The following is a 21,034-nucleotide window of genomic DNA, read 5'->3' on the forward strand; positions in this document are numbered from 1 at the left end:
GTGCATTCCAGTTAGGCCGGTTTTTCCTCTAATGTGCCCGTTTTAGACTCACTCTATCAGTACTACCAGAGTGAATCTAACGATGAAAGACATTATCAAAAAACACTCCAAAATCATTTTCTGGACTTGTATGCTCCTTGCCCAGATCTGTGTTGGTTTCCTGTTTAAAGACTTGGCGGATATCAGCCAATGGTTTATCCAGTCACCGAGAGAAAGCACCATGTGGGTTTGGTATAACCGCTACCTACTTGCATTTGTCGGCTTGGCCGCTTTTTTTGCCGTTCTTTATTTCAAATTCAAGCAACGCGACATCATCAACAACAAGCCCTTAATTTTCCTTTCCTTACTGTTTTGTTTTAATTTCTACAGCGGCATGATTAACCCGCACATTATGATGCGCGCCCGGATGGATAACGGTGTATTCCTGTCTGTGGAGCAAGCAGCCAAATACTATGCCCCCAACGAGAGCGTGATTGTTCTGGAAATCAACGGCAAGGCCCGTGCCCACTCGGACAAACAATTACTCCGCCCGCATGTTGCTGGCAAAGGCGAACTCGGTGGCGAAAACGTCGTCATGACCTACTGCGGTCTTACTAACCTGGGTATGGCCTTCACACCCGAAATCAACGGTCAACAGCTCGATCTGGCACCAATGAACCAGTTGGAAAATAACTTGGTCATGTACGATAAGCATAGCGGCGAACCTATTCAGCAACTTTGGGGACAGAAAGAAACCGATCGCAACAATAGTGCTGATGCGAAAATGCGAGAGTGGCCAACCTACCGAATGCCATTCGATAAATTTGCCAAAGCTTTCCCTGAAGGCGAGGTATTTGTTAACGACTATCTGGTTGATGATATGAAGGCATCATTCTGGGAAAACCCATTCCTGGCGATCTACGACCCAATCATGGAGCTGATTTTCAATCACGCCATTGAAGATCAGGCCACCAGTGTCGATCCTACCTTCCCAACCATCAAGCACGTCGATCCTCGTCTTCCGACTAAAGAAACTGTCTATGGCCTAAATGTGGGTGACGACTATGTGGCATACACTGTCGACTTCGTGAAATCTCATACCAAACCTGTTAACGCAACGGTTGGCGGAAAAGAAATTGTTATCAGCTACGACAACGAGTTCGAAAGCCTGGGTATTTTCTACAATACAACGGGAAAAGCTGTCACCGAGATCGATTTCTACGGTCAGACTCCAAACGGCAAACTGCCTCGAGTTGAAACCGTCAAGGCCGGTGCCTACTGGATCATCTGGGCGAACTTCTTCCCGGAGACCGACATCAACCGGGTATAACCCTCCCCTTCCATCAATAAAAGCAATGACCACCACGGTCATTGCTTTTTTCTTTCAGATTAACACTCATACCGATCCCGCTTTGCTCTCGAGCAAGCCAAATCATGCTAAAACTAATACAGAAGAAAGTCTTTAACTGTTACTTATGCAATAAGAAGGTTGGCAATTAATGGTCTGGCAGTTTACCGCTCTGGAATATATCGCTCGACGTATAGCCGTTCTACGGGCCATTACCTTGCGCATACTGGCTCTGATCATCATCAGCCTCACTGCCGTTTCATGTACCAGCCTGCCAGAACCCATACCGGATAGCGTTTCCGACCAGCTTCGATACTATCCCTCTTCAGTACAAAATTGTGCCTTTCAGTTAGTCGACTTCAAACGGATAGTTCAGCAACAAGGTGTACAGGATGTGCAACACCTCTGGGTTCCGCGTTACCCGCACCTTGCCTTCGATCGCTTCAGTCTCTCGCTCATACCGGATCTCACATCACAGCAAAGCAAAGAACAATGGCTACAGTATGTTGCCCGGCTGGCTTCCGTTCAGAGAAAGGTTGAGCACCAAAACCTCGCCAATAAAGCCGGTTTCGATATTGAACACAACGATAAATGCGCACGACAACTCACCCACACTACACTCAGTGACCGTCAGTTTTGGCACCAGTTACGCCAATATCCGCCTCATATTCAGTCTAACTATCAAAACTGGCAACGGGTTGTTGGTCTTTATCCTATCAGCAAGTCACTGGCAACCCCTGCCATTGATACCGAAAAGAAACGAATTATCAGTGGCTTTATTTCTCCCCTGGATGAGTACACCATCAGTTATGCTGCTGCAAGCACGCCTTCTCAACTCTCCTCGGAGGAAATTCAGTCCTGGTTCGAGCGCACCAGACAACAATCTCATCTGGGATGGCCCCTGCTTACCGAGTACCAAGTCGCCCGGCTGTCTGAGTATTATGCCCCGGAGTTTCTCATCGAGTCGGCATCACTCGACGACAAGCCTGGTCAGGTGGCATACCACTCTGGCGGTCTACCCTATATCAATACCAGCAGACCTACGCTGTATACCAGTCACAGCTATACCCGGTTTCACGGCCAGATCCTATTGCAGCTAGAGTACAGCCTCTGGTTTGCCCACCGGACAGCAACCTCCGCGATCGATCCCTATGCCGGTCAGTTCGACGGCCTCCTTGTCAGGCTGACCCTCGATAGCCGGGGAAGACCATACATCCTCGACAGTATTCATCACTGCGGCTGTTACCATATAGTTTTTGCCCTGGATACACAGCTCAAGTTCGCCCCACGAAATACCCGCATCGAGGCGCCGATAACCATGCATGTCAACCCAAGAGCGGGGGCAGCTACTCTGCAGGTCACTGTCTCTAAGGGGGAGCATATGATGAAAGGCGTGCGTTGGATTCAGAATAGTACTCTGTCACATCAGCTGAATGTGCTCGACTACCAGCAGTTGCGCAGCCTGCCGTTACAGAAAAACCAACACAAAAGTCTGTTTGACGAACAAGGAATGCTGATGGCCAGCACCCGGCTGGAACGCTGGTATCTATGGCCGTTTGGTGTCAAATCGCCGGGTACAATGCGCCAGATAGGCCACCATGCTACTGCCTTTATTGGTGAGAGGCACTTCGATGATGCCGATATGTTAAGCCCGCTCTTTCAAAAGCCTTAGCCGTTATCCCCAAACGACCAGTACTACTCCCTACTGGGTATTTTGAGTAAATAAGAAATACCCGGCATCCCCCCTAACTATACTTGAAACAGCATAGTCAAAGGAGTGGGTGCCGTTCACTAAGGGTTTGAGTTAACAATGATTGTATGGGCATAGGATGGTGCCCACACCTATCGAATGTTCCCGAGAGTCTGACCATGAAAATCTACCAAGGTATACTTATCACCTTGTTGTTCTCACTGCTGTATTCCAGCGCAGCGAGCGCCACACACCGCAATTCTTCACCTTCAGAGCGATTGCCTGTTACTCAGCTACACTCAGGTTCCAACGCCATTTTCTTTGATCAGGTCAATTTTGATCTGGTTATAAGCCCTATCAGCAACAGTGACTGGGGCCAGTTCAGAGTCAAACCGACAAAGCTGACCGATCGCCGGGGTAAGCCGCTCGGCACGGGTTATGTCAATGTTTTTACCTACCCTCAAAACCGCGGCGGGGAAGCCGTCTGGGCAATCAGTAATCTATTTGTATCTTCCCCCGCAGATTCGAATAGTAATGACCGCAGAAAAACAGTAACGATAAAGCATGCCGACAATAGGCAGTTTACCCAGCCTGGACGAGGATCATCTGCCACAATTTCTCGTCGTCAGCCCAATACGCCAGAACCAGAGATGTCAGCCTATTTTGACTTGCGTCCCGGTGAAGATGGCCAGGGCAGCCTGCGGCGAATGCGTGCTACCGTTCTGTTCTCACCGCAGCCATTGCCAACGATTGAAGATGTGGCCCAGTTCGCCAAACGTTTTCCACCACAAACTTTTAGCGTAAGCCCTATCATCATCAACGCTGAAGGAGCTGGCCATGTCGATGGCAGAGTCAGCCCTATCTCATCAACCATCCCTAGCTCCCTGTCATTGGGACGCCCGCCTCAGCCAGTTACCCCTGCGCCGGGACTACCGGATGACTTGCTGTTTCCAATCCAGGTCATTCAAGCCGACCAACCCAACCTTGATGCTGGCCGTAACCAGTGCGTGCCGATGGCTCATGCCAATGCACTGCAATACCTGGAAGACAGATACGATAACCTGCCTCTGGCATGGCGCTTTCCGCAGCTTCATATTCGCGGTATCGGGAAAGTGTCTTCGGCCGGAGATGTACTTATCTGGGAACCGGTACCTGAAAACAGCCTGGTTGCCAACATCGACAGCTACGGCCGGCGCGCAGGTGTACTCGATTTAGATAGCGGCAGCTATACCACCTTTTGCGGACTCATTCGTGGTGTATTTGGCTATCTGGCCGATCCTGTTTCCGGAACGTTTGACACCACAGAGTTTCGCCATCAGGGCAGCGGCTCAACAGTACTGGGGAGCGGTGCCGACTGCGACAACGGTACTGTCATCATGAACGGAATCACTTCGCAGAGAGAAGGGCTCAACCCAACCTGGGAGTGGATGTTCAACGAGCTTGTACAGGGCCGGGCAGTGACGATTCTGTTTAGTTGGTATGATGTCGACGGTGACTGGACAGGCGGACATAGCGTGAGAGTTTATGGTGCCGCCAAACTCGATAATCGGCACTATATCTATACGCTTGACGATGACAGCCAGGGGGATAACTTCAGCAATGTCGCCTCGCCTCGCACCCAACAATGGGAGGTTGCCGATACCGGCCAACCCGGCTTGGACGGCGTACCTGACGGCCGCCTTAACATGAATGGCATGAGCTGGGAAATTGACTTCGCTCTGTCCTATGAGGCGAAACCAACACTGCTCATCCCCTAGCTTCTGATCCTCCCATCCAAGCAGGAGCCGTAAGCAACGGCTCCTGGCCTCTCCTTACAGTGAATGGAAACATCAGTCTTCCCCTCCTTCCCTTTCTCGAACGTAAGAAAAGGTTGCAATACTGAACAGCCACTTTCTAACACATTTCACTACAATCAAGATAAGTTACCGAAGAATTCGTCGACCCTGCTCAGAGGTAAAGGTATCTATTTCATTACTAATTCAGGCTGATTCAGAAAGTGGTCAGGCAAGTTAGGTTATACAAGACACCTATCAGAGATTTACACCAATAATAACAACAGAGACAAATGGCATTGTGATGAATACACGCAGTATCACGCTTTACACTTTATCTGGGGTTACGGCACTCTTTGGCTCCGGCTATGCAACCGCTGAGGGCATTGCCCGTTTCGATGACTATGGTCCGTTGAGAACATACGCCCAATCTCCTATCCAATCCAATAGCCTGACTCCGCTTGTGCGCAGCGGCTTTAGCTATCAACCCGGAACCGTAGAGGTCTACACGACAGGTACGATTGCCAGTGTCTGGGCACATACTGAAGAGTACAATGCCGACTACTACCAAAATGCCATATCCGTTGGCGGCCAGTGGCAGATCAATAGCAAATGGCTCGTCGAGCTCGACTACACTTACCGGTTTGCAGCCAACAACCACCTGGACAGTTTGACTTCCGCCTTTCATGACGTATTCGGTATCAGCCAGAACGGGCGCGATGAAGTCGACAAACACTCCTTTGATATTTCGGTTCCCCAGTACGGAGTCGAGATCCATGACTTTAACCGCGAGACCCTCGGCAGTGCGCTGACCTTCTATACCAGTTACCAGTTACTGGAAACCAAACGACACGGCTTATCGATCGGCGGCTCACTGTACTACAACTATGTACCGAGTGGTCCGTTTGAAACCAGTAACTTTGAGCAGGCGCTGCAGCTCAATTACAGCTATCGACGTGACAAGCACATGTTTTACAGTATGCTTGGCCTGTCATACCGAAATGACGACGAGGTGCTGGGCAATATCCCCTATAATTCGGTAGCTCTGTCGTTCGGTGCCGGCTATCAGTTCCAGTTAACGGAAAAACACCGGCTACTTGCTGAGTACCATATCTATGAAGGGGCGACCGATGCCGCGTCCGATCTGTCCAAGCCCTCCAATGAAATTTTGCTCGGCTATCGCTACCACATGAAGCGCAGTGCCATTGAGTTCTCGATGATCGAAAATGTCTTTAATATGGATAACAGTACCGATATCGCCTTTACGCTCGGTTATCGGCATCGGTTCTGATTTACAATGTAAACCCTAGGGTCATTGGCAATTGCGCTGATTGGCTTCCAGCCAGGAAACAGCCTGGCTGGCTGGCTGCGCAATGTCTCAGCCTATATCTGCTGTCAACTGATCGTTTAGCTAAATCTTTTCCTTGTTTAGCATATTCTCCAGATCGCGCTCAAACCGCTCAATTAAGTAGTCGATAAAAACCCGGAGCCGCTTGGGGATCAGCTTACGCTGCGGATAGACAAAGCTAATAGGAGCATACGGCATCTCCCAGTCTGGTAATAATTGCACCAACTTTCCGGAGGCAAAATGTTCGCGACAGAGAAACTCCGGCAACATGGCAACGCCTAAACCATCCAGACAAGCCATTAGCGAAGACGTGATACTATTGACCCTCAGCCGATAAGGGAGATCAATATAGACTTCATTATCGGCTTGCATCAAATGCCAGTTAGGCATCTTTACTGCCTTATTATAAATTTTCACCTGATGATGAGGCGCTTTTAGATCAGCGGGCGTCATGATCGTTCCATACTGTGCGAGATATTCCGGGCTGGCGGCCATTACTCGCGTCGTCGTATAAAAAGGTCGGGCAACCATACTCGAATCAGAGACCTCGCCAACCTGGGCATACAGGTCAATCCCTTCCCCGATAATATCAACTTCGCGATTCGTTAGCTCGAAGTGTACCGTGACATTAGGGTACAGCTTTAAAAACTCGTTGATGTACGGCCCAAAGACCTTCTGCCCAAGCTCAACCGGCATCACCACATTCAGCCGCCCTCTGATCAAGTCCTGATTAGCCGTTACCTCCAGTTCGGCCTGCCCCAAAATTTCAAGCATCTGCTGGCATGACTGATAAAACGCCTCGCCTTCTGGCGTCAGGGTCAGACTCCGGGTCGAACGCGTGATCAAGCGCACACCTAAATGATGCTCAAGCTCTGCCACTTTACGGCTTACTGTCGACTTTGTTAAATCCAGAGTTTCTGCCGCTTGGGTAAAGCTTCCACATTCAACAACTTGAGAGAAAATAGCAACGGTATTGAGATCCATTTTGCCACCTATTGATTCGATTTCTGCAACAGTGTTTCCTTTTTCTCCTATCTAATCAACCAATCATTCTCGCTTACACTCTGTAACACAAAAAACCCATCAAATTTCACCATCAACAGAGGCCTCATGACAAAAACGACACAAAGAAAAAAGAAAAAAGCGCCGCTGATCGCTACCTTTATCATGCTGGCCCTGGGGCTTGGTGCCGGGGGATATTGGTTTAGCTACGGACAATACTTCGAATCCACCGACAACGCCTACCTTCAAGGCGATATCACCAATATCAGTCCCAAGATCGCCGGCTATATCACCGACTCATATGTCATTGACAACCAGACAGTCAAAGCCGGCCAGCTACTAGCGAAAGTTGACGACAGAGATTTTATTGCAGCCCGTGACAAGGCCGAGGCAAATCTGGCTGTCAGCCAGGCAGCAATTGATAACCTAACCGCTCAGCAGCAGTTACAGAAAACCAAGATCCGCCAGTCAGAAAGCCAGATCGCATCAGCCAGTGCCGAATATGAACGGGCACAACAGCAGGTTAACCGGACCCGAAGTCTGCTCAAACGCAACTACTCCTCGCAAGATGAGCTCGACAGCGCCACTTCACACTTGAAAGTGACCAAAGCCCAGCTTGACGAAGCAACGGCCAGCTATCAGGCAGCCAAGGATCAGCTGGCCGTTATAGCCAGCCAAATCGTCCAGGCCGAAGCCTCTGTTGTAGAAGCCAATGTCCAGCTCGATCAGGCGCAACTCAATCTTAGTTACACCAACATTTACGCACCTGTAGACGGCATTGTCGGCAAACGTAGCGTTCGAGTAGGCTTGTATGTCCAACCTGGCATGCCGCTGATGAGTCTGGTTCCGACTTCAGATGTATGGATTGAGGCTAACTTCAAAGAGACTCAGCTGGCAGAGATTCACCAAGGGCAAAAAGTCAAAGTCGAGCTGGATGCGTTTCCCGGCCAGCCGCTGGAAGGCATAGTCGACAGTTTTTCTCCAGCAACAGGCGCAAAGTTTGCTCTGCTGCCGCCAGAAAACGCGACAGGCAACTTCACTAAAATCGTTCAGCGGGTACCGGTTAAAATTACCATTGCCGATCCGGCCCAGCTCCAGGGCCGGTTAATCCCCGGGCTGTCTGTTGTTGCCACTGTCGATACCCGAGGCTAAACCATGAGTACGTCAGACACCCTTACTGAGCTGCCACCAATCGCCCGAGAGGCCGCTCAGGATCAGGTTCCTCGCCGCCACTGGATAGCTTTGATCGGCGGACTCATTGGCACCTTCATGGCTATTTTGGATATCCAGATCACCAACTCTTCGCTGAAAGATATTCAGGGCGCACTGTCAGCAACTCTGGATGAGAGCTCATGGATCTCAACCTCTTATCTGGTCGCAGAAATGATTGCGATCCCACTGAGTGGCTGGCTCTCCATGGCATTGGGGAAAAGGCGCTATCTTACCTGGACAACGGTGATTTTTACGCTGTCATCTCTACTGTGCTCCATATCGTGGAACATGACCTCCATGATCGTGTTCAGAGCGCTGCAGGGCTTTAGTGGCGGGGCATTGATCCCGCTGGCATTTTCGCTGGTGGTACAGCTACTGCCAATCCATAAGCGGGCGATCGGTATGGCAATGTTCGGAGTTACTGCCACCTTTGCCCCGTCTATTGGTCCAACGCTCGGCGGCTGGCTGACTGAGAATTTGTCCTGGCACTACATTTTCTACATCAATATTCCGCCGGCCATATTGCTGATCACCATGGTACGCTATGGCCTGGACGATGAACCTCTCAATATTCAGAGCCTGCTAAAAGCCGACTGGGTTGGAATCATCACCATGGCACTTGGCCTGGGGTGTCTGGAAGTGGTGCTGGAAGACGGCAACCGCGAAGAGTGGTTTAGCTCTGACTTTATCGTTACGCTGTCAATCATTTCGGCAGTCAGTCTGGTGTATTTTGTGATTAATGAGTTACAGCACAAGAAACCGCTGGTCAATCTTCGCCTACTTAAAAATGGACAGTTCGCCATGTCTTGTCTGGCCTATCTGATCCTGGGCATGGCCCTGCTTGGTTCTATCTATGTGCTACCGCTGTACCTGACACAGATCCAGCACTACAACGCACTGGAGATCGGTGAGGTCCTGATGTGGATGGGCTTTCCCCAGCTCTTGATTTTCCCGCTGGTACCGAAGCTGACGAACATATTCAAGCCGAAGTATCTGGTCACATTTGGGTTCGTCATGTTTGGGCTGAGCTGCTACGTCAACACTCACATGAGCGTTGATTTTGGCGGGCAGCAACTGATCTTTTCGATGTTGCTTCGGGCTATCGGCAGCCCTTTTATCATGGTGCCGTTATCACTGGTCGCCATGCAAGGGATCAGCAAGGCAGATACGCCGGATGCATCAACCCTCACCAATGTGATGCGAAATCTCGGTGGCGCGTTCAGTATTGCAATCATCGCAACAATGCTCGACAACAAAACTCGCGAGCATCTTGCACATATTAAAGAGTCGATACCCAGCGTCAGCTCCAACGCCTGGCAGCAACTATTGCAACAAAGCAGTTACTTTGTTCAGGCTGGCAGCGACTCCGGTACGGCTATGGTACAAGCCCAGGCATCGCTGGTGGCAACCATGCAGCGCGACGCTGCTATTATGGCCTATAACGATGCCTTTCTGATGATGAGTGCCTTTTTAGCCTTTGCCGCCGTTCTGATGCTTAGCTCAAAGAGCTAAGCATCAACACCATCAAAACCTTTGCCTATATCATAGGCTATTGCCATATAGCGGCAGCCTTTATCGGCTGCCAGACGTTTATGTATTATTGGCTTCGATGATGTAACCGAAGATATCTCTGACATCGTTGGTGGAAAGTATCGCCCCCCAGGCCGGCATTCCTTCGTTACCATTCATCACGGTGCTGTACAGTTCACTTTCGAATTCAAAGGGGGATGTTACCTTCTTATAGATATTGGACGGTTTTTCGGACAGAGTCGCAGCGGCAACACCGTTACCATGACCGAGTTCGCCATGACAAGACAGGCAATACGTCAGGTATTTTTCTTTCCCGTTGTTAACATCTGCTGTTGAATAGTCTGTTTTCTGCAGTATAGAGAATCCCACAAGGGCACTCATAGAGACAAGAACCAATCCAGCTAACAACTTTTTCATCTTTCACCTGCCCCATAAGTACGTTCTTAGTCTTTTTAGCACTGAGAAAGTGAAAAAATCATTAAAAAAGCGGCAACACCCCATGGCAGTTACCGCTCTCACATTCAGCGCTTGCGAGTATAAAAAACTTACGCCGTCGCCAATTGCTGCACCCTTACCTTAGGTTTCCGTTGTGCCAGCACCACACCGGCGAGCACCATGCCACCGCCAACATAATGATAAGCAGCAAGCTGCTCACTCAGCATCACACTCGCAATTCCGGCAGTGATCACTGGCATCAAGTTCATAAACATCGCCGTACGGTCCGCCCCCAAACGCTGTATCCCTTGCATCCAGCACCAAGGGGCAATCACCGATGCCGGAATTGCTGCGTACATGATCAACGGCAGTGACTCGGCCGTGATTGCGACCCGCTCGCTGTCCATCAATAAGGGAACAAGCATCAAGACTGCCAACACTCCCTGCACATAGACCGATTGCCAGGTACTCAGCGGCATCTGCCAGCGCTTTAACAACACGCAATATAATGCGTAGACAAATGCCGCCAACAACAGCAGAGCATCACCAACAGTGATCCCTTGCGATGCGAAATTACTGATATCGCCATGGCTCAGCATCAAGACCAACCCGGCCAAGGATAAAACGGCACCGACAATGGCCAACGGCAGCAAGCGTTGTCCCAACAGAGGCACACTGAGGAACATGCTGATAAGCGGCACTAGCGAGATGATTAATGCCATATTGGTAGCCGTCGTCGTTTCAGCTGCAAAGTAGCCCAGCGACTGGTTCAGAACCATACCCAGTAATGCCAAGAAAGCGAGTTGGGGAATATACGGCCGGATGGTTGACCAATTTAGCCATACCGACCTCAGAACAAACGGTGTAAGTACCAACATAGCGACAAACCAGCGGTAAAAGGATATAGCACCCGGATCGATCACGCTGAACGAAAGCTTATTAACAATGGCATTCCCTGCCCAAATTGAAACGGTAAGTAAAGGAAATAAGTAGAACATGGTTTGCCTCTAGATTGTTTTTCTAGTCAAAACTGGATGAATCATTATTCATGTACGTCATAGTGTGGCAGGTCATCTTTGATATAAATATCTCTAAAAAGACATCATAACTCTATTGTCAGACATTTAAGGGAATTCCCCGTACCACTAAGCCAACCTCTTTCCTTCCCCAACCACAACAATTCTTATAACCAATTGAACTTAAAGCGTTATCTAACGTTAAAACTGTATGTTTCAACAATCATTCCTGATGAGAAAGAGTGAGCTTTCTAAGAGGAAAAGAATGTAATTGGTTGATTTTTGCTCTAGACATCTGCGGCGTAGTCAGACTAGACCTCGACCGATTATGCGGAAGTCACGATAAAAAAACGGCGAAAAGTAACGAACCACATCAACACTGTCCATGCGATTGCCATGTGTAATATGGCTGAGCTGGCCGGTTGAATGATGACTGATGTCTGTGTACCGACAACAAGCCGCTGGCTACCGGTCGGTATGACGGTGGAGTATCTAAAGAAAGCCACCACCGATCTTACAACAGGAGACGGGATCTAATGGGAAACAGGTGGCGATAAAAAAGTGCCGGACGAAGTCACTGATACTGAGGGGAACCTTGTGTTCCGGGCCGAGATCACCATGAATGTTCGCTTGGCCTAAATCTATCTGTTAACTAAACACCACAAAAAGCCGCATAACGCGGCTTTTCTACTCTCTGGCTACAAGGACTGACAAAGTCATGCAATTGACAACAGAATCTAGTCACTTGGTGAGATGAACAATGTCTTGGCTAAACGAGCAAGGTTATAGGCATCCACATAACCAGAGTGTTGACGCCCTTCCCACTCAACACCCGCCATGTCCATCGCGGCACGCTGACCACAGCGTTTGTTGTTAACATGTCGCTGCAAGCGGAACAGTGTCGCTAAGTTTAAGTACTCGTTAAACGGAACCTTAAGCCCTTTCTCTTTGCACTCGGCACGCAGAATCAAGTCATCCCGTCCCCAGGCAGCATAAATCTTATGACGCCCACCAAACTTCTGCTCAATAGACTTCAAAATCGCTGCCAATGGCTTACCGTTTTTGGCTATCACTTCAGGCTTGATACCTGTCAACTCGGTACAAAACGGAGAAATCTCATCATGCTCCGGCTTCACATAATGCTGTGCGCGACGAACAATCTCACCGGTTACCAGATCCAGTTCGGCAACACCGATCTCGATAATCTCTCCAGTTCTCGACTCCCGACCATCATTCCAACAACACATTTCGAGGTCAAAGCAGACAATACGATTAAAATTCATTACTTTTCCGGCACAACGCTAAAACTGGGCAGGAAGGATACCATCTGGGGCCCAGTAGCAACACCCTCAGCTCATCAGCAAGCCTGAGTCGCCACATGTCACACCAAAAAGTGAAATAGTTCATTCCGACATTCCTTAGTGGGATAAATATCACACCAAACCTCTTTCACCTTAAAGAAACATGTCAAATGTCATATTTGCATGAAAATACACACACTTTAGTACAATAATTTTGCGAACGATTACATGCAGCAAAAATTGAAAAGATGACTGCAATATTTCATTTTTATGTCATTTCTATTAAGGCTGTATACAGCTCCATAAAATGCTAATACTTAGCATATTTTTAACACCATGCAACTGATATCACTATCAGTAAAATCAAACCACCGTCACAATTTTGCTTGCAGCATTACAAAAGTACAATTTGTTTTTGTGAGACACTATGAATATACATTGTTCGCATATAAATTAGAGTTTTAACTCAAAAAAGCATTTATCACTAAAAAACTCACTTTGGCGAGATTTAATAAATCAGAACAACGACCAAGATATCCATTCATCACACCAATAACCAACAATCTAAAATGCAGGGCGTTTATGCATAAAAAATACAAATAAAGCCAAGTAAAAATCAACTTACAAATAATAAACCAATGAGTTTAAAATAAATAAATCAATAAGAACTATTAATTTAAATAGAGCAAAAAAAACAATCAAGAGAAATATAAAACACAAATAGCTCACTAATATAAAAATAAATCATCAATATTTAATGTAAATATATTAAGCAATATAGAATAAGCAGAAACCCAAACAAACCAATAAAAATACAAATGCCCAAAGTTATAATTTCATCAATATGGCTTTTTTGTTGAATTATATTGTTTGCAGGCGGTTATGTGACACAGATGACAATATCAACAGCAAGCAACACCATACTTATCGCGTAGTCGAAATATTGACACAAACCAAATAAAACACATTTAATTCAATGACTTATAAAGTTTGATGGATTTAAAACAATAGAAAAACACCGAAATTGTCTAATTTTCGATCGAAATAAAACACTATAGTTTTTTAAATTATCAATTGCGTTATACAAAAAAACATGTACTTTAATAACGCAATATCTTGAGCAAACAAGTTGTGCTTTTAGATATCACTGTAAAACTTGCTAATTGTTGAATACCTGTTCCTTTTGAACAGTTCCAAAATCAAATTTCGCCCTGCCTTTCCGGCAGGGCTTTTTTTTACTTACAATTCCAACCCCAAAGAAAAAATCACATCATTGCTACTTGAAAATATTATTCACGCCATAAATTAATCATTTATTGCAAACGTTTGCCTGAGTCTTGTGTCACGAATTTTAAAAGCAAATATGCACTTTACACGAAATAACTTGTGCAAGATTTTCCAAATGATTAATGTTTGTGACCGCGGAACATACACAATCTCTTACAAGGATTTTATAATGAAAAAAACAATTATCGCAGTGGCATTGACTTCTCTCATCTCTGGTGCAGCACAGGCAGCAACAGTCTACAAAGCTGACAATGGCGACTACGTCAAAGTCTACGGTGGCGCAGAAGTTGGCGGTACGTTCGTCTCTGATACTGACAAAACTCCTTTTGGCCCAGATACAACTTTTGTTGATGACTCTTTCGCTACGATCGGTCTAAAAGGTCAGACTGGTGACTTCTACGCGAAGTTCGAGCTTGACGGCGAGCGCCAGGACTGGACAAAAGATAACAACATGCGCATCATCATCGACAAAGCGTACGTTGGTTACAACGTAACTAAAGGCCATTCAATCGAGTTCGGTCGTACGGATACTGCATACGACCACGTTGACGCATTCGGCGACGTAACTAACGAACTAGGTCTTGGTATCTCTGAAGCAGGTGACCAGGACAGCACTATCAAGTACCGCGGTAAGTTCGGTAACATCAAAGTAGGTATCTCTCACTCTCTTGAAGGCTGGGATGGCACAACCGATGAATTCGGTCACCCAGAGAAATACACATACGAAACAGATTCACTATTTGGCAAAGTAACTAACGGTTACATCGGTTACTACGGCGACACATTCACTGTACTTGCAGGTGCTGAAGAAGGTGACGAAACGTCTATCTACTCGCTACACGGTGAAGTTGAGCTAGGCAAATTCACTCTTGCTGGTCTTGCATTCGACGAAACCAAAAACTTCGACCGTGGCGCAGACACTACTGAAAAAGGTGTAAACCTGGGTGGTAAGTACGCAATGACAGAGAAACTAAACCTGCTTGCTAACGTTAACTACTCTGACTCTGACGCATTTGCAGATAAAGCATACTTTGGTGTTGTTGGTGCCGAGTACCGCTACGCATCTAACGTGAAGCTGGCGGCTGAAGTTGCATTCGGTGATGTACTTAAAGGTGAGCGCGATGCAAATGGTAAGAAGACAACTGAATCAGGTGCTCTAGCCTACCTAATGGCTTACTACTGGTTCTAATGTAACTCGATACATCTAGAACAACTAGAGAGCTGATCTTTCGTCCCTTGATTGGCTCTCTCTTTTCTTCCCCCCCCCTCTTCGAATGAGGCTCTCATGAAAAAGATCGTTTTATCGGCACTCGCACTTGCGGTTGCAACCGGATGCACAGCCCAAAATTCTGCCCAGGAACCAGCACATGAGTGGGTTCAGGGTCAAGAATATAACCTAACCATTCTTCATACCAATGATAACCACGGCAACTTCTGGCAGAACAAATACGGCGAACGCGGTATGGCTGCCCGTGCCACACTGATCAATGAAATTCGCGCTGAAGTTCAAGCAGAAGGCGGTTCTGTCCTTCTTCTATCAGGCGGTGATATCAACACAGGTGTGCCAGAGTCAGATCTGCAAGATGCAGAGCCAGATTTCATTGGTATGAACATGCTAGGTTACGATGCAATGGCTGTCGGTAACCATGAATTCGATAACCCGCTTGATGTACTTGCCAAGCAGGAAGGCTGGGCTGAATTCCCATTCCTAGCAGCTAACATCTACAAAGATGGCGAACGTATGTTCGATGCGTACAAAATCTTTAACAAGCAAGGCATTAAGATCGCTGTTATTGGTTTGACAACTGAAGACACAGCCAAAATCGGTAACCCAGAATACATCGGCGGCGTTGAGTTCAGAGATCCTAAAGAAGAAGCCAAGCAGGTTATTGCCGAGCTAAAAAGCAAGCACAATCCTGATGTGATCATTGCAGCAACGCACATGGGGCACTATCAAGATGGCCAGCACGGATCAAACGCAGCGGGTGACGTGAAGCTTGCTCGTTACCTGAACGAAGGCGACCTTGACATGATTGTAGGCGGCCACTCGCAAGAGCCTGTCTGCATGGAAGGTCCGAACATGTACAGCAAGAACTTCCACCCGGGTGACGCGTGTCAGCCAGATCAGCAGAACGGCACCTGGATTGTTCAAGCGCACGAGTGGGGTAAATACGTTGGCCGTGCTGACTACACCTTCAAAAACGGTGAGTTCGAACTAAAATCATACGATCTTATCCCTGTTAACCTGAAGAAGAAAATCAAGGTTGACGGCAAGAAAGTTCGTGTCTTCATCCAAGACGAAATCCCACAAGACAAGGCCGTTTTCGATACCCTGAAGCCATTCCAGGACAAAGGCCAGGCCGCACTTAACGTGAAGATCGGTACTTCCAACGGTGATCTGGTTGGTGAGCGTAAGATCGTACGTAATAACCAGACAAATCTTGGTCGTCTAATCGCAACAGCCCATAAAGAGCGTGCCAAAGCTGACTTCGCTGTTATGAACTCTGGTGGTGTTCGCGCCTCTATCGCTGGCGGTGATATCACCTACAAAGATGTTCTGACAGTACAGCCATTCGGCAACATCGTGACTTATGTTGATATGACTGGTGCCGAAGTTCAGGACTACCTGAATGTTGTTGGTACCAAGTCTAAAGATTCAGGTGCCTATGCTCAGTTCTCCGGTATTACCATGACAGTAAACGGCGACAAAGTGACTGACGTGAAAATTGACGGTAAAGCACTGAATGTAAAAGACACTTACCGCTTCACCATTCCTTCCTTCAATGCTGCTGGCGGTGACGGCTACCCGAACATCACTCAGCATCCGGCATTTGTGAACACCGGCTATGTCGATGCAGAAGTACTGAAAGATTTCATCGAATCGAAAGGTACTGTTGACGTCACTGAATTCCAGCCAAACGGCGAAATTGTCTACAAATAAAAATGATATGTCGCCCTGTTAGGGATAACAGGGCTTCTTTAGGGTGAAAATCATGAAAAAATCCATTCTCGCACTATCCATCGGTGCTGCAGTTTCATGCAGTGCTCAGGCGAATATCATCATCTCGGAAACCACAGAAAGCTCTGGTTATAACAAAGCGATCGAAATTGCTAACACCGGTAGCGAAACTGTTCCACTAACAGGCTATACATTGGCTAAAGCCTCAAATGGTGGTGGCTCTTGGGATAAAACTCTCGATTTGAGTGCATATACATTAGCACCTAATGAAACTCTTGTTATTGTTCACAACAGTACACAAGAAGGCAAAGTAACTGATGAGCTTATCGCAGCAGCAGATATTCGAGATGGTGATGTTGCCAACTTCAATGGTGATGATGCGCTGGCTATCTTAAAAGATGGCGTCGAGATCGACGTCATGGGTAAAAAAGATATAAAAGAGGCTTATAACGCCGATGTAACGCTGCGCCGTACAGATACAACACCTTCTACAACATACGATGCATCTAAGTTTTCTTCTCATGATGGTAGCGATCACAGCGATTTTGGTAAGTTCAGCGACGAACCGACTCCACCACCAGAGTCAACCCCTGCGACTATTCAAGAAATCCAAGGTCAAGGCTGGAGCTCTACGATCGATGGCATTGACGTACCAAATGGTGTTTATGAATCAGCAGGTTACCACGAAGTATCAGGTGTCGTAACAGCAATTCAGAAAACTGCTCTGGGAAGCGACCTGAAAGTCGGTTTCTTCATGCAGGCACCAAGTGATAGTGACGCACTGACTTCTGACGGTATCTTTGTTGAAACAAGCAATATCTCCGAGCTGTCTGTTGGCTCTGCCGTTACCGTAGTAGCAAAAGTTAAAGAAGACTGGGGCTGGACGAAGCTTGTTAAAGTTGATTCCGTAAAAGTAACAGGTTCCGAAACCGCGCCAGCAGCAACCGCTCTACGCGTACTGGAATCAGATGAAGACTTTGATTTCACGCTAGAACGTCACGAAGGTATGCTGGTTCAGTTCGACAAAGAATCTGACATGCGCGTCAGCCGCACCTTCGGCTTTGACTTCGGCCCTTATCGAAACAACATGGTGGTTTCGAACGGTCAGGTGAACTTGCATCCTAACCAGAACAATGCTCCTGCGGTTCACGATTATGACCTAGACAAAAACATCCTTCCAGATACTGATGCTGAGCGCCAAACAGACTGCAATCAGGACAAGCGTATTATTGTTGAGTCTTTCGATAAAGTATCTAAAGGTACTCACATTCCATGGTACCCAGACTTCGGTAAGGCAAGCGCTGTACCAATGCCTGATGGTACGACAACGACTGAAGATTATGTCCGTATCGGCGATGTACTAGACGGTTTTGAGGGTGTAGTTACTTACTCATACAACGAATATCGCTTCTTTGTTACCAACGAAGTAACAAAAGATAACTTCGTCCGCGAACACTCTGATCGAACTCAAGCGCCTGTGCTTAAAGAAGGTGGCGAGCTGCGTATCGCAACTTTCAACGTGTTGAACTACTTCAACTCACCATATGGTGGTGACAGCAACCCCAAAAATGAGAACCGAGGTGCAGAATCTCAAGCAGAATTCGATCTTCAAGGAGACAAAATCGCCCGTGCAATCGTTGCTATCGATGCTGATATCGTCGGCCTGATGGAAATCGAGAATAATGGCTTTGGTCCAAACTCAGCTGTAGCGCACTTAGTAGAAAAGATCAATGCCCTTATTGCCGATGAAAAAGATCACTACTCATACGTTGTTGGCAACGAAAGCGATAAATTTGTCGGTGGAGATTCTATTGCCAGCCAGGTAATCTTCAAAGCAAATAGAGCAACTCTAGATACTTATCGTCTCATTGAAATGCCTCAACAACATGCAGATGCAGTAATTGATGATAAAGGGAAGACTATCGAAGATGGTCACAATTATCAGCGTGACACCATCGCACCAACGTTCAGCATCAGCGGCACAGATGAGAAGATTACAGTTGCGGTTAACCACCTGAAATCTAAAGGTTCTAAATGTTGGGAAGATGCAGCTCCGGTTGCTGAAGGTGGTCAGGACGGTAAGGACCCAGACAAACAAGGTTCTTGCGAAAACTTCCGAGTATCAGCTGCTTACCATCTAGGTCAAGAGCTTGGCAAGATCGATGGTTACAAAATGATCCTTGGTGATTTGAACTCTTACGGTAACGAAGATCCAATCATGGTTCTGACTAACCGCGACAAAGCACCTGAAGATCATGTCATCAAGGCTGCACGCAATACCTATATTGGTGGTGATAAAAACACACTAGGTACACCACTACACGGCGATGCTGGTAAGGAAGTTACTGATTCTTACGGCTACATTAACGTTGTTCGCCAGCTACATCCGGATTCATACAGCTACTCTTACAACGATGAAATAGGCACACTTGACTACATCCTGGTTACACCAGAACTAGTGAACAAAGTGATAGATGCTACCGACTGGAATATTAATGCCGGTGAATCAACGCTGTTTGAATACGAAAATGAGAACAACTGCCTAGATGGTAAATGTTCAACTCGCTTCTCTGATCTATACCGCGCTTCTGACCACGATCCAGCAATTATCGATCTGAAGCTAAATGATAAGGTTGATCCAGAGCCACCTGTTGTTGACCCTGAGCCACCTGTTGTGATCCCTGCACCAACAGAACCTAAAAACCCACCAGCAGAGCTTCCGGAAGTACCAGAAGCACCTGTTGCAGGCGAGTCGATTAAGGTTATGTTCGATCTAACGGACATCAATGGCACTCCACTTCACGCTGGTGATAAGGCTGTTCTGAACATTGCGAAGATTAGCTCTTTCAAAGCAGCGGTAGCCGGTGCAGATACTAGTTATGTAACACTAACGAAAGCAATCATCGAGCAAGGATGGGTAGAGCTTGAAGGTAAAGTTTCTGAAGCTGGTGAATTCCAGATGACGAAATCTATCCAAGATGGCGTAACGGGTAATGTTGTTTATGCTACTCCGGCAGAAACAATTAAAGTAGCCGAAACCAGTGATGATAAGACTCAGCCAGTTGATTCAAACCCTGGTCACAGCCACGGTGGTTCAACAGGTCTATTTGGTCTGCTGTCACTACTAGGTCTTGGTTTCTTCCGTCGCAAGATGAGCAAGTAAACTTAATCTGACTTATCAAGGGAGGCATTTAATGCCTCCCTTTTTTCTGAGAAAAATTATGAAAAAAACACTTCTAGCCCTTCTGGCTCTTTCTTGCTTTAGCGCTAATGCTGCCTATGTTCAGGCCCACGATCCCCATGTTGTCGCGCCGTTTTCTGTTACCTGTAAAGCCAAAGAAGTCGTTCCGCCTGTCGATCCGGGCGAGATTAACAATCCAGACGGTTACTATGATTTGGCCCTTAACAAATCCGGTGACGAACTAAAAGCAGCACTCAATACCATCATCTCTACCGGGATTAAAAAACTACCCTACTCATCTTCTTCGTTTGATGTATGGGATGCACTAGACATTACCGACGAAGACCCTAACAACCCAGATAACGTCATTCTTATCTACACTGGCCGTTCTCAGGCAAAAGGACAAAAAACAGGACAAGGAAGCTTAGGAGGCGACAACTGGAACCGTGAACACTCCTACCCGAAATCCAATGGTGGTTTCAATAACAAGAGCGCTTATGGCTATACTGACATTCACCACCTTCGCCCGTCAGACGAAACGGTCAACTCTACCCGTGGTAACCTTGAATACGACTACAGTGAAAACCCAGTAGCCGAGTCACCAGAAAACCGCTACGACTCTGACTCTTTCGAACCACGTGATGCGGTCAAGGGCGATGTGGCTCGTATGATGTTCTACATGGCCACCCGTTACGAAGGCAAAGACAGCATCACACCAGATTTGGAACTAGTGCCAAGCGTTTTGAACAATGGTACGGCACTCGGTAACGTCTGCTCTTTACTAGAGTGGAACAAACTCGATCCGGTTGATGAATTCGAGTCTAACCGAAACACTAAAATCCAGCAGATCCAGGGCAATAGAAACCCGTTTGTGGATAACCCGCAGTGGGCTGACGAAATTTTTGCCAAAAACTGTAAATAATAAAAACAAAGGTCAACCAAGGTTGACCTTTGTTTTATCTTGCTAAGCTATA

Annotated in this window: 14 protein-coding genes and 1 pseudogene; 11 read left to right on the forward strand and 4 right to left on the reverse strand. The window is 47.1% G+C overall.

Annotated elements, in window-relative coordinates:
• Window positions 1-82: 82 nt before the first annotated feature.
• The 4 genes from BIT28_RS13115 (at window position 83) to BIT28_RS13130 (ending at window position 6,080) form a co-directional block, all read left to right on the forward strand.
• On the forward strand, window positions 83-1,309 hold the full coding sequence (locus BIT28_RS13115; protein ID WP_075764368.1) for a DUF3179 domain-containing (seleno)protein: 1,227 nt from the start codon (window positions 83-85) through the stop codon (window positions 1,307-1,309).
• A gap of 169 nt (window positions 1,310-1,478) precedes the next feature.
• Complete coding sequence (locus BIT28_RS13120; protein ID WP_245823690.1) at window positions 1,479-2,999, forward strand: hypothetical protein; 1,521 nt, start codon at window positions 1,479-1,481, stop codon at window positions 2,997-2,999.
• A gap of 197 nt (window positions 3,000-3,196) precedes the next feature.
• Window positions 3,197-4,774: a hypothetical protein gene (locus BIT28_RS13125; protein WP_075764371.1), complete on the forward strand. Its 1,578-nt coding sequence runs from the start codon at window positions 3,197-3,199 to the stop codon at window positions 4,772-4,774.
• 319 nt (window positions 4,775-5,093) lie between these two features.
• Window positions 5,094-6,080: a DUF3187 family protein gene (locus BIT28_RS13130; protein ID WP_075764373.1), complete on the forward strand. Its 987-nt coding sequence runs from the start codon at window positions 5,094-5,096 to the stop codon at window positions 6,078-6,080.
• 120 nt (window positions 6,081-6,200) lie between these two features.
• On the opposite strand, the gene BIT28_RS13135 is transcribed toward BIT28_RS13130, so the two are convergent.
• Window positions 6,201-7,121 carry a LysR family transcriptional regulator gene (locus BIT28_RS13135; protein ID WP_075764375.1) on the reverse strand — a complete coding sequence of 307 codons (921 nt, stop codon included), beginning with the start codon at window positions 7,119-7,121 and terminating at the stop codon, window positions 6,201-6,203.
• A 126-nt stretch (window positions 7,122-7,247) separates the two neighbouring features.
• Here BIT28_RS13135 and BIT28_RS13140 point away from each other — a divergent pair, with 126 nt between their 5' ends.
• Both BIT28_RS13140 and BIT28_RS13145 read left to right on the forward strand, forming a co-directional pair.
• The gene (locus BIT28_RS13140; RefSeq protein ID WP_075764377.1) at window positions 7,248-8,291 is read left to right on the forward strand and encodes an HlyD family secretion protein; all 1,044 of its coding nucleotides are present in this window, start codon (window positions 7,248-7,250) and stop codon (window positions 8,289-8,291) included.
• 3 nt (window positions 8,292-8,294) lie between these two features.
• Window positions 8,295-9,863 carry a DHA2 family efflux MFS transporter permease subunit gene (locus tag BIT28_RS13145; protein WP_075764379.1) on the forward strand — a complete coding sequence of 523 codons (1,569 nt, stop codon included), beginning with the start codon at window positions 8,295-8,297 and terminating at the stop codon, window positions 9,861-9,863.
• A 78-nt stretch (window positions 9,864-9,941) separates the two neighbouring features.
• Here the strand turns inward: BIT28_RS13145 and BIT28_RS13150 are convergent, their stop codons facing one another.
• Window positions 9,942-10,298: a c-type cytochrome gene (locus BIT28_RS13150; RefSeq protein WP_075764381.1), complete on the reverse strand. Its 357-nt coding sequence runs from the start codon at window positions 10,296-10,298 to the stop codon at window positions 9,942-9,944.
• Window positions 10,299-10,426: 128 nt separating this feature from the next.
• Window positions 10,427-11,314, reverse strand: a complete 888-nt coding sequence (locus BIT28_RS13155) for a DMT family transporter (protein ID WP_075764383.1) — start codon at window positions 11,312-11,314, stop codon at window positions 10,427-10,429.
• 351 nt (window positions 11,315-11,665) lie between these two features.
• On the opposite strand from BIT28_RS13155, the pseudogene BIT28_RS29950 reads away from it, so the two are divergent.
• Window positions 11,666-11,869: pseudogene (locus BIT28_RS29950) on the forward strand (DUF4442 domain-containing protein); the annotation flags it as partial.
• A gap of 200 nt (window positions 11,870-12,069) precedes the next feature.
• On the opposite strand, the gene BIT28_RS13165 reads toward BIT28_RS29950, so the two are convergent.
• Entirely contained in the window at window positions 12,070-12,615 is a 546-nt protein-coding gene (locus BIT28_RS13165; protein ID WP_075764385.1) for a 3'-5' exonuclease, read from the reverse strand.
• A gap of 1,474 nt (window positions 12,616-14,089) precedes the next feature.
• Between BIT28_RS13165 and BIT28_RS13170 the strand changes: the two genes are divergently transcribed.
• From BIT28_RS13170 to BIT28_RS13185, 4 genes are all read left to right on the forward strand, one after another.
• Window positions 14,090-15,109, forward strand: a complete 1,020-nt coding sequence (locus BIT28_RS13170) for a porin (RefSeq protein ID WP_075764387.1) — start codon at window positions 14,090-14,092, stop codon at window positions 15,107-15,109.
• 96 nt (window positions 15,110-15,205) lie between these two features.
• Window positions 15,206-16,861 carry a bifunctional UDP-sugar hydrolase/5'-nucleotidase UshA gene (gene ushA / locus BIT28_RS13175; protein WP_075764389.1) on the forward strand — a complete coding sequence of 552 codons (1,656 nt, stop codon included), beginning with the start codon at window positions 15,206-15,208 and terminating at the stop codon, window positions 16,859-16,861.
• A gap of 52 nt (window positions 16,862-16,913) precedes the next feature.
• A complete protein-coding gene (locus BIT28_RS13180; RefSeq protein WP_075764391.1) occupies window positions 16,914-20,042 on the forward strand; it encodes an ExeM/NucH family extracellular endonuclease in 3,129 nt (1,042 codons plus the stop codon).
• Window positions 20,043-20,100: 58 nt separating this feature from the next.
• On the forward strand, window positions 20,101-20,982 hold the full coding sequence (locus tag BIT28_RS13185; protein WP_075764681.1) for an endonuclease I family protein: 882 nt from the start codon (window positions 20,101-20,103) through the stop codon (window positions 20,980-20,982).
• Window positions 20,983-21,034 lie beyond the last annotated feature (52 nt).

The sequence above is a fragment of the Photobacterium proteolyticum genome (genome assembly GCF_001939735.1).
GTDB classification, from domain to species: domain Bacteria; phylum Pseudomonadota; class Gammaproteobacteria; order Enterobacterales; family Vibrionaceae; genus Photobacterium; species Photobacterium proteolyticum.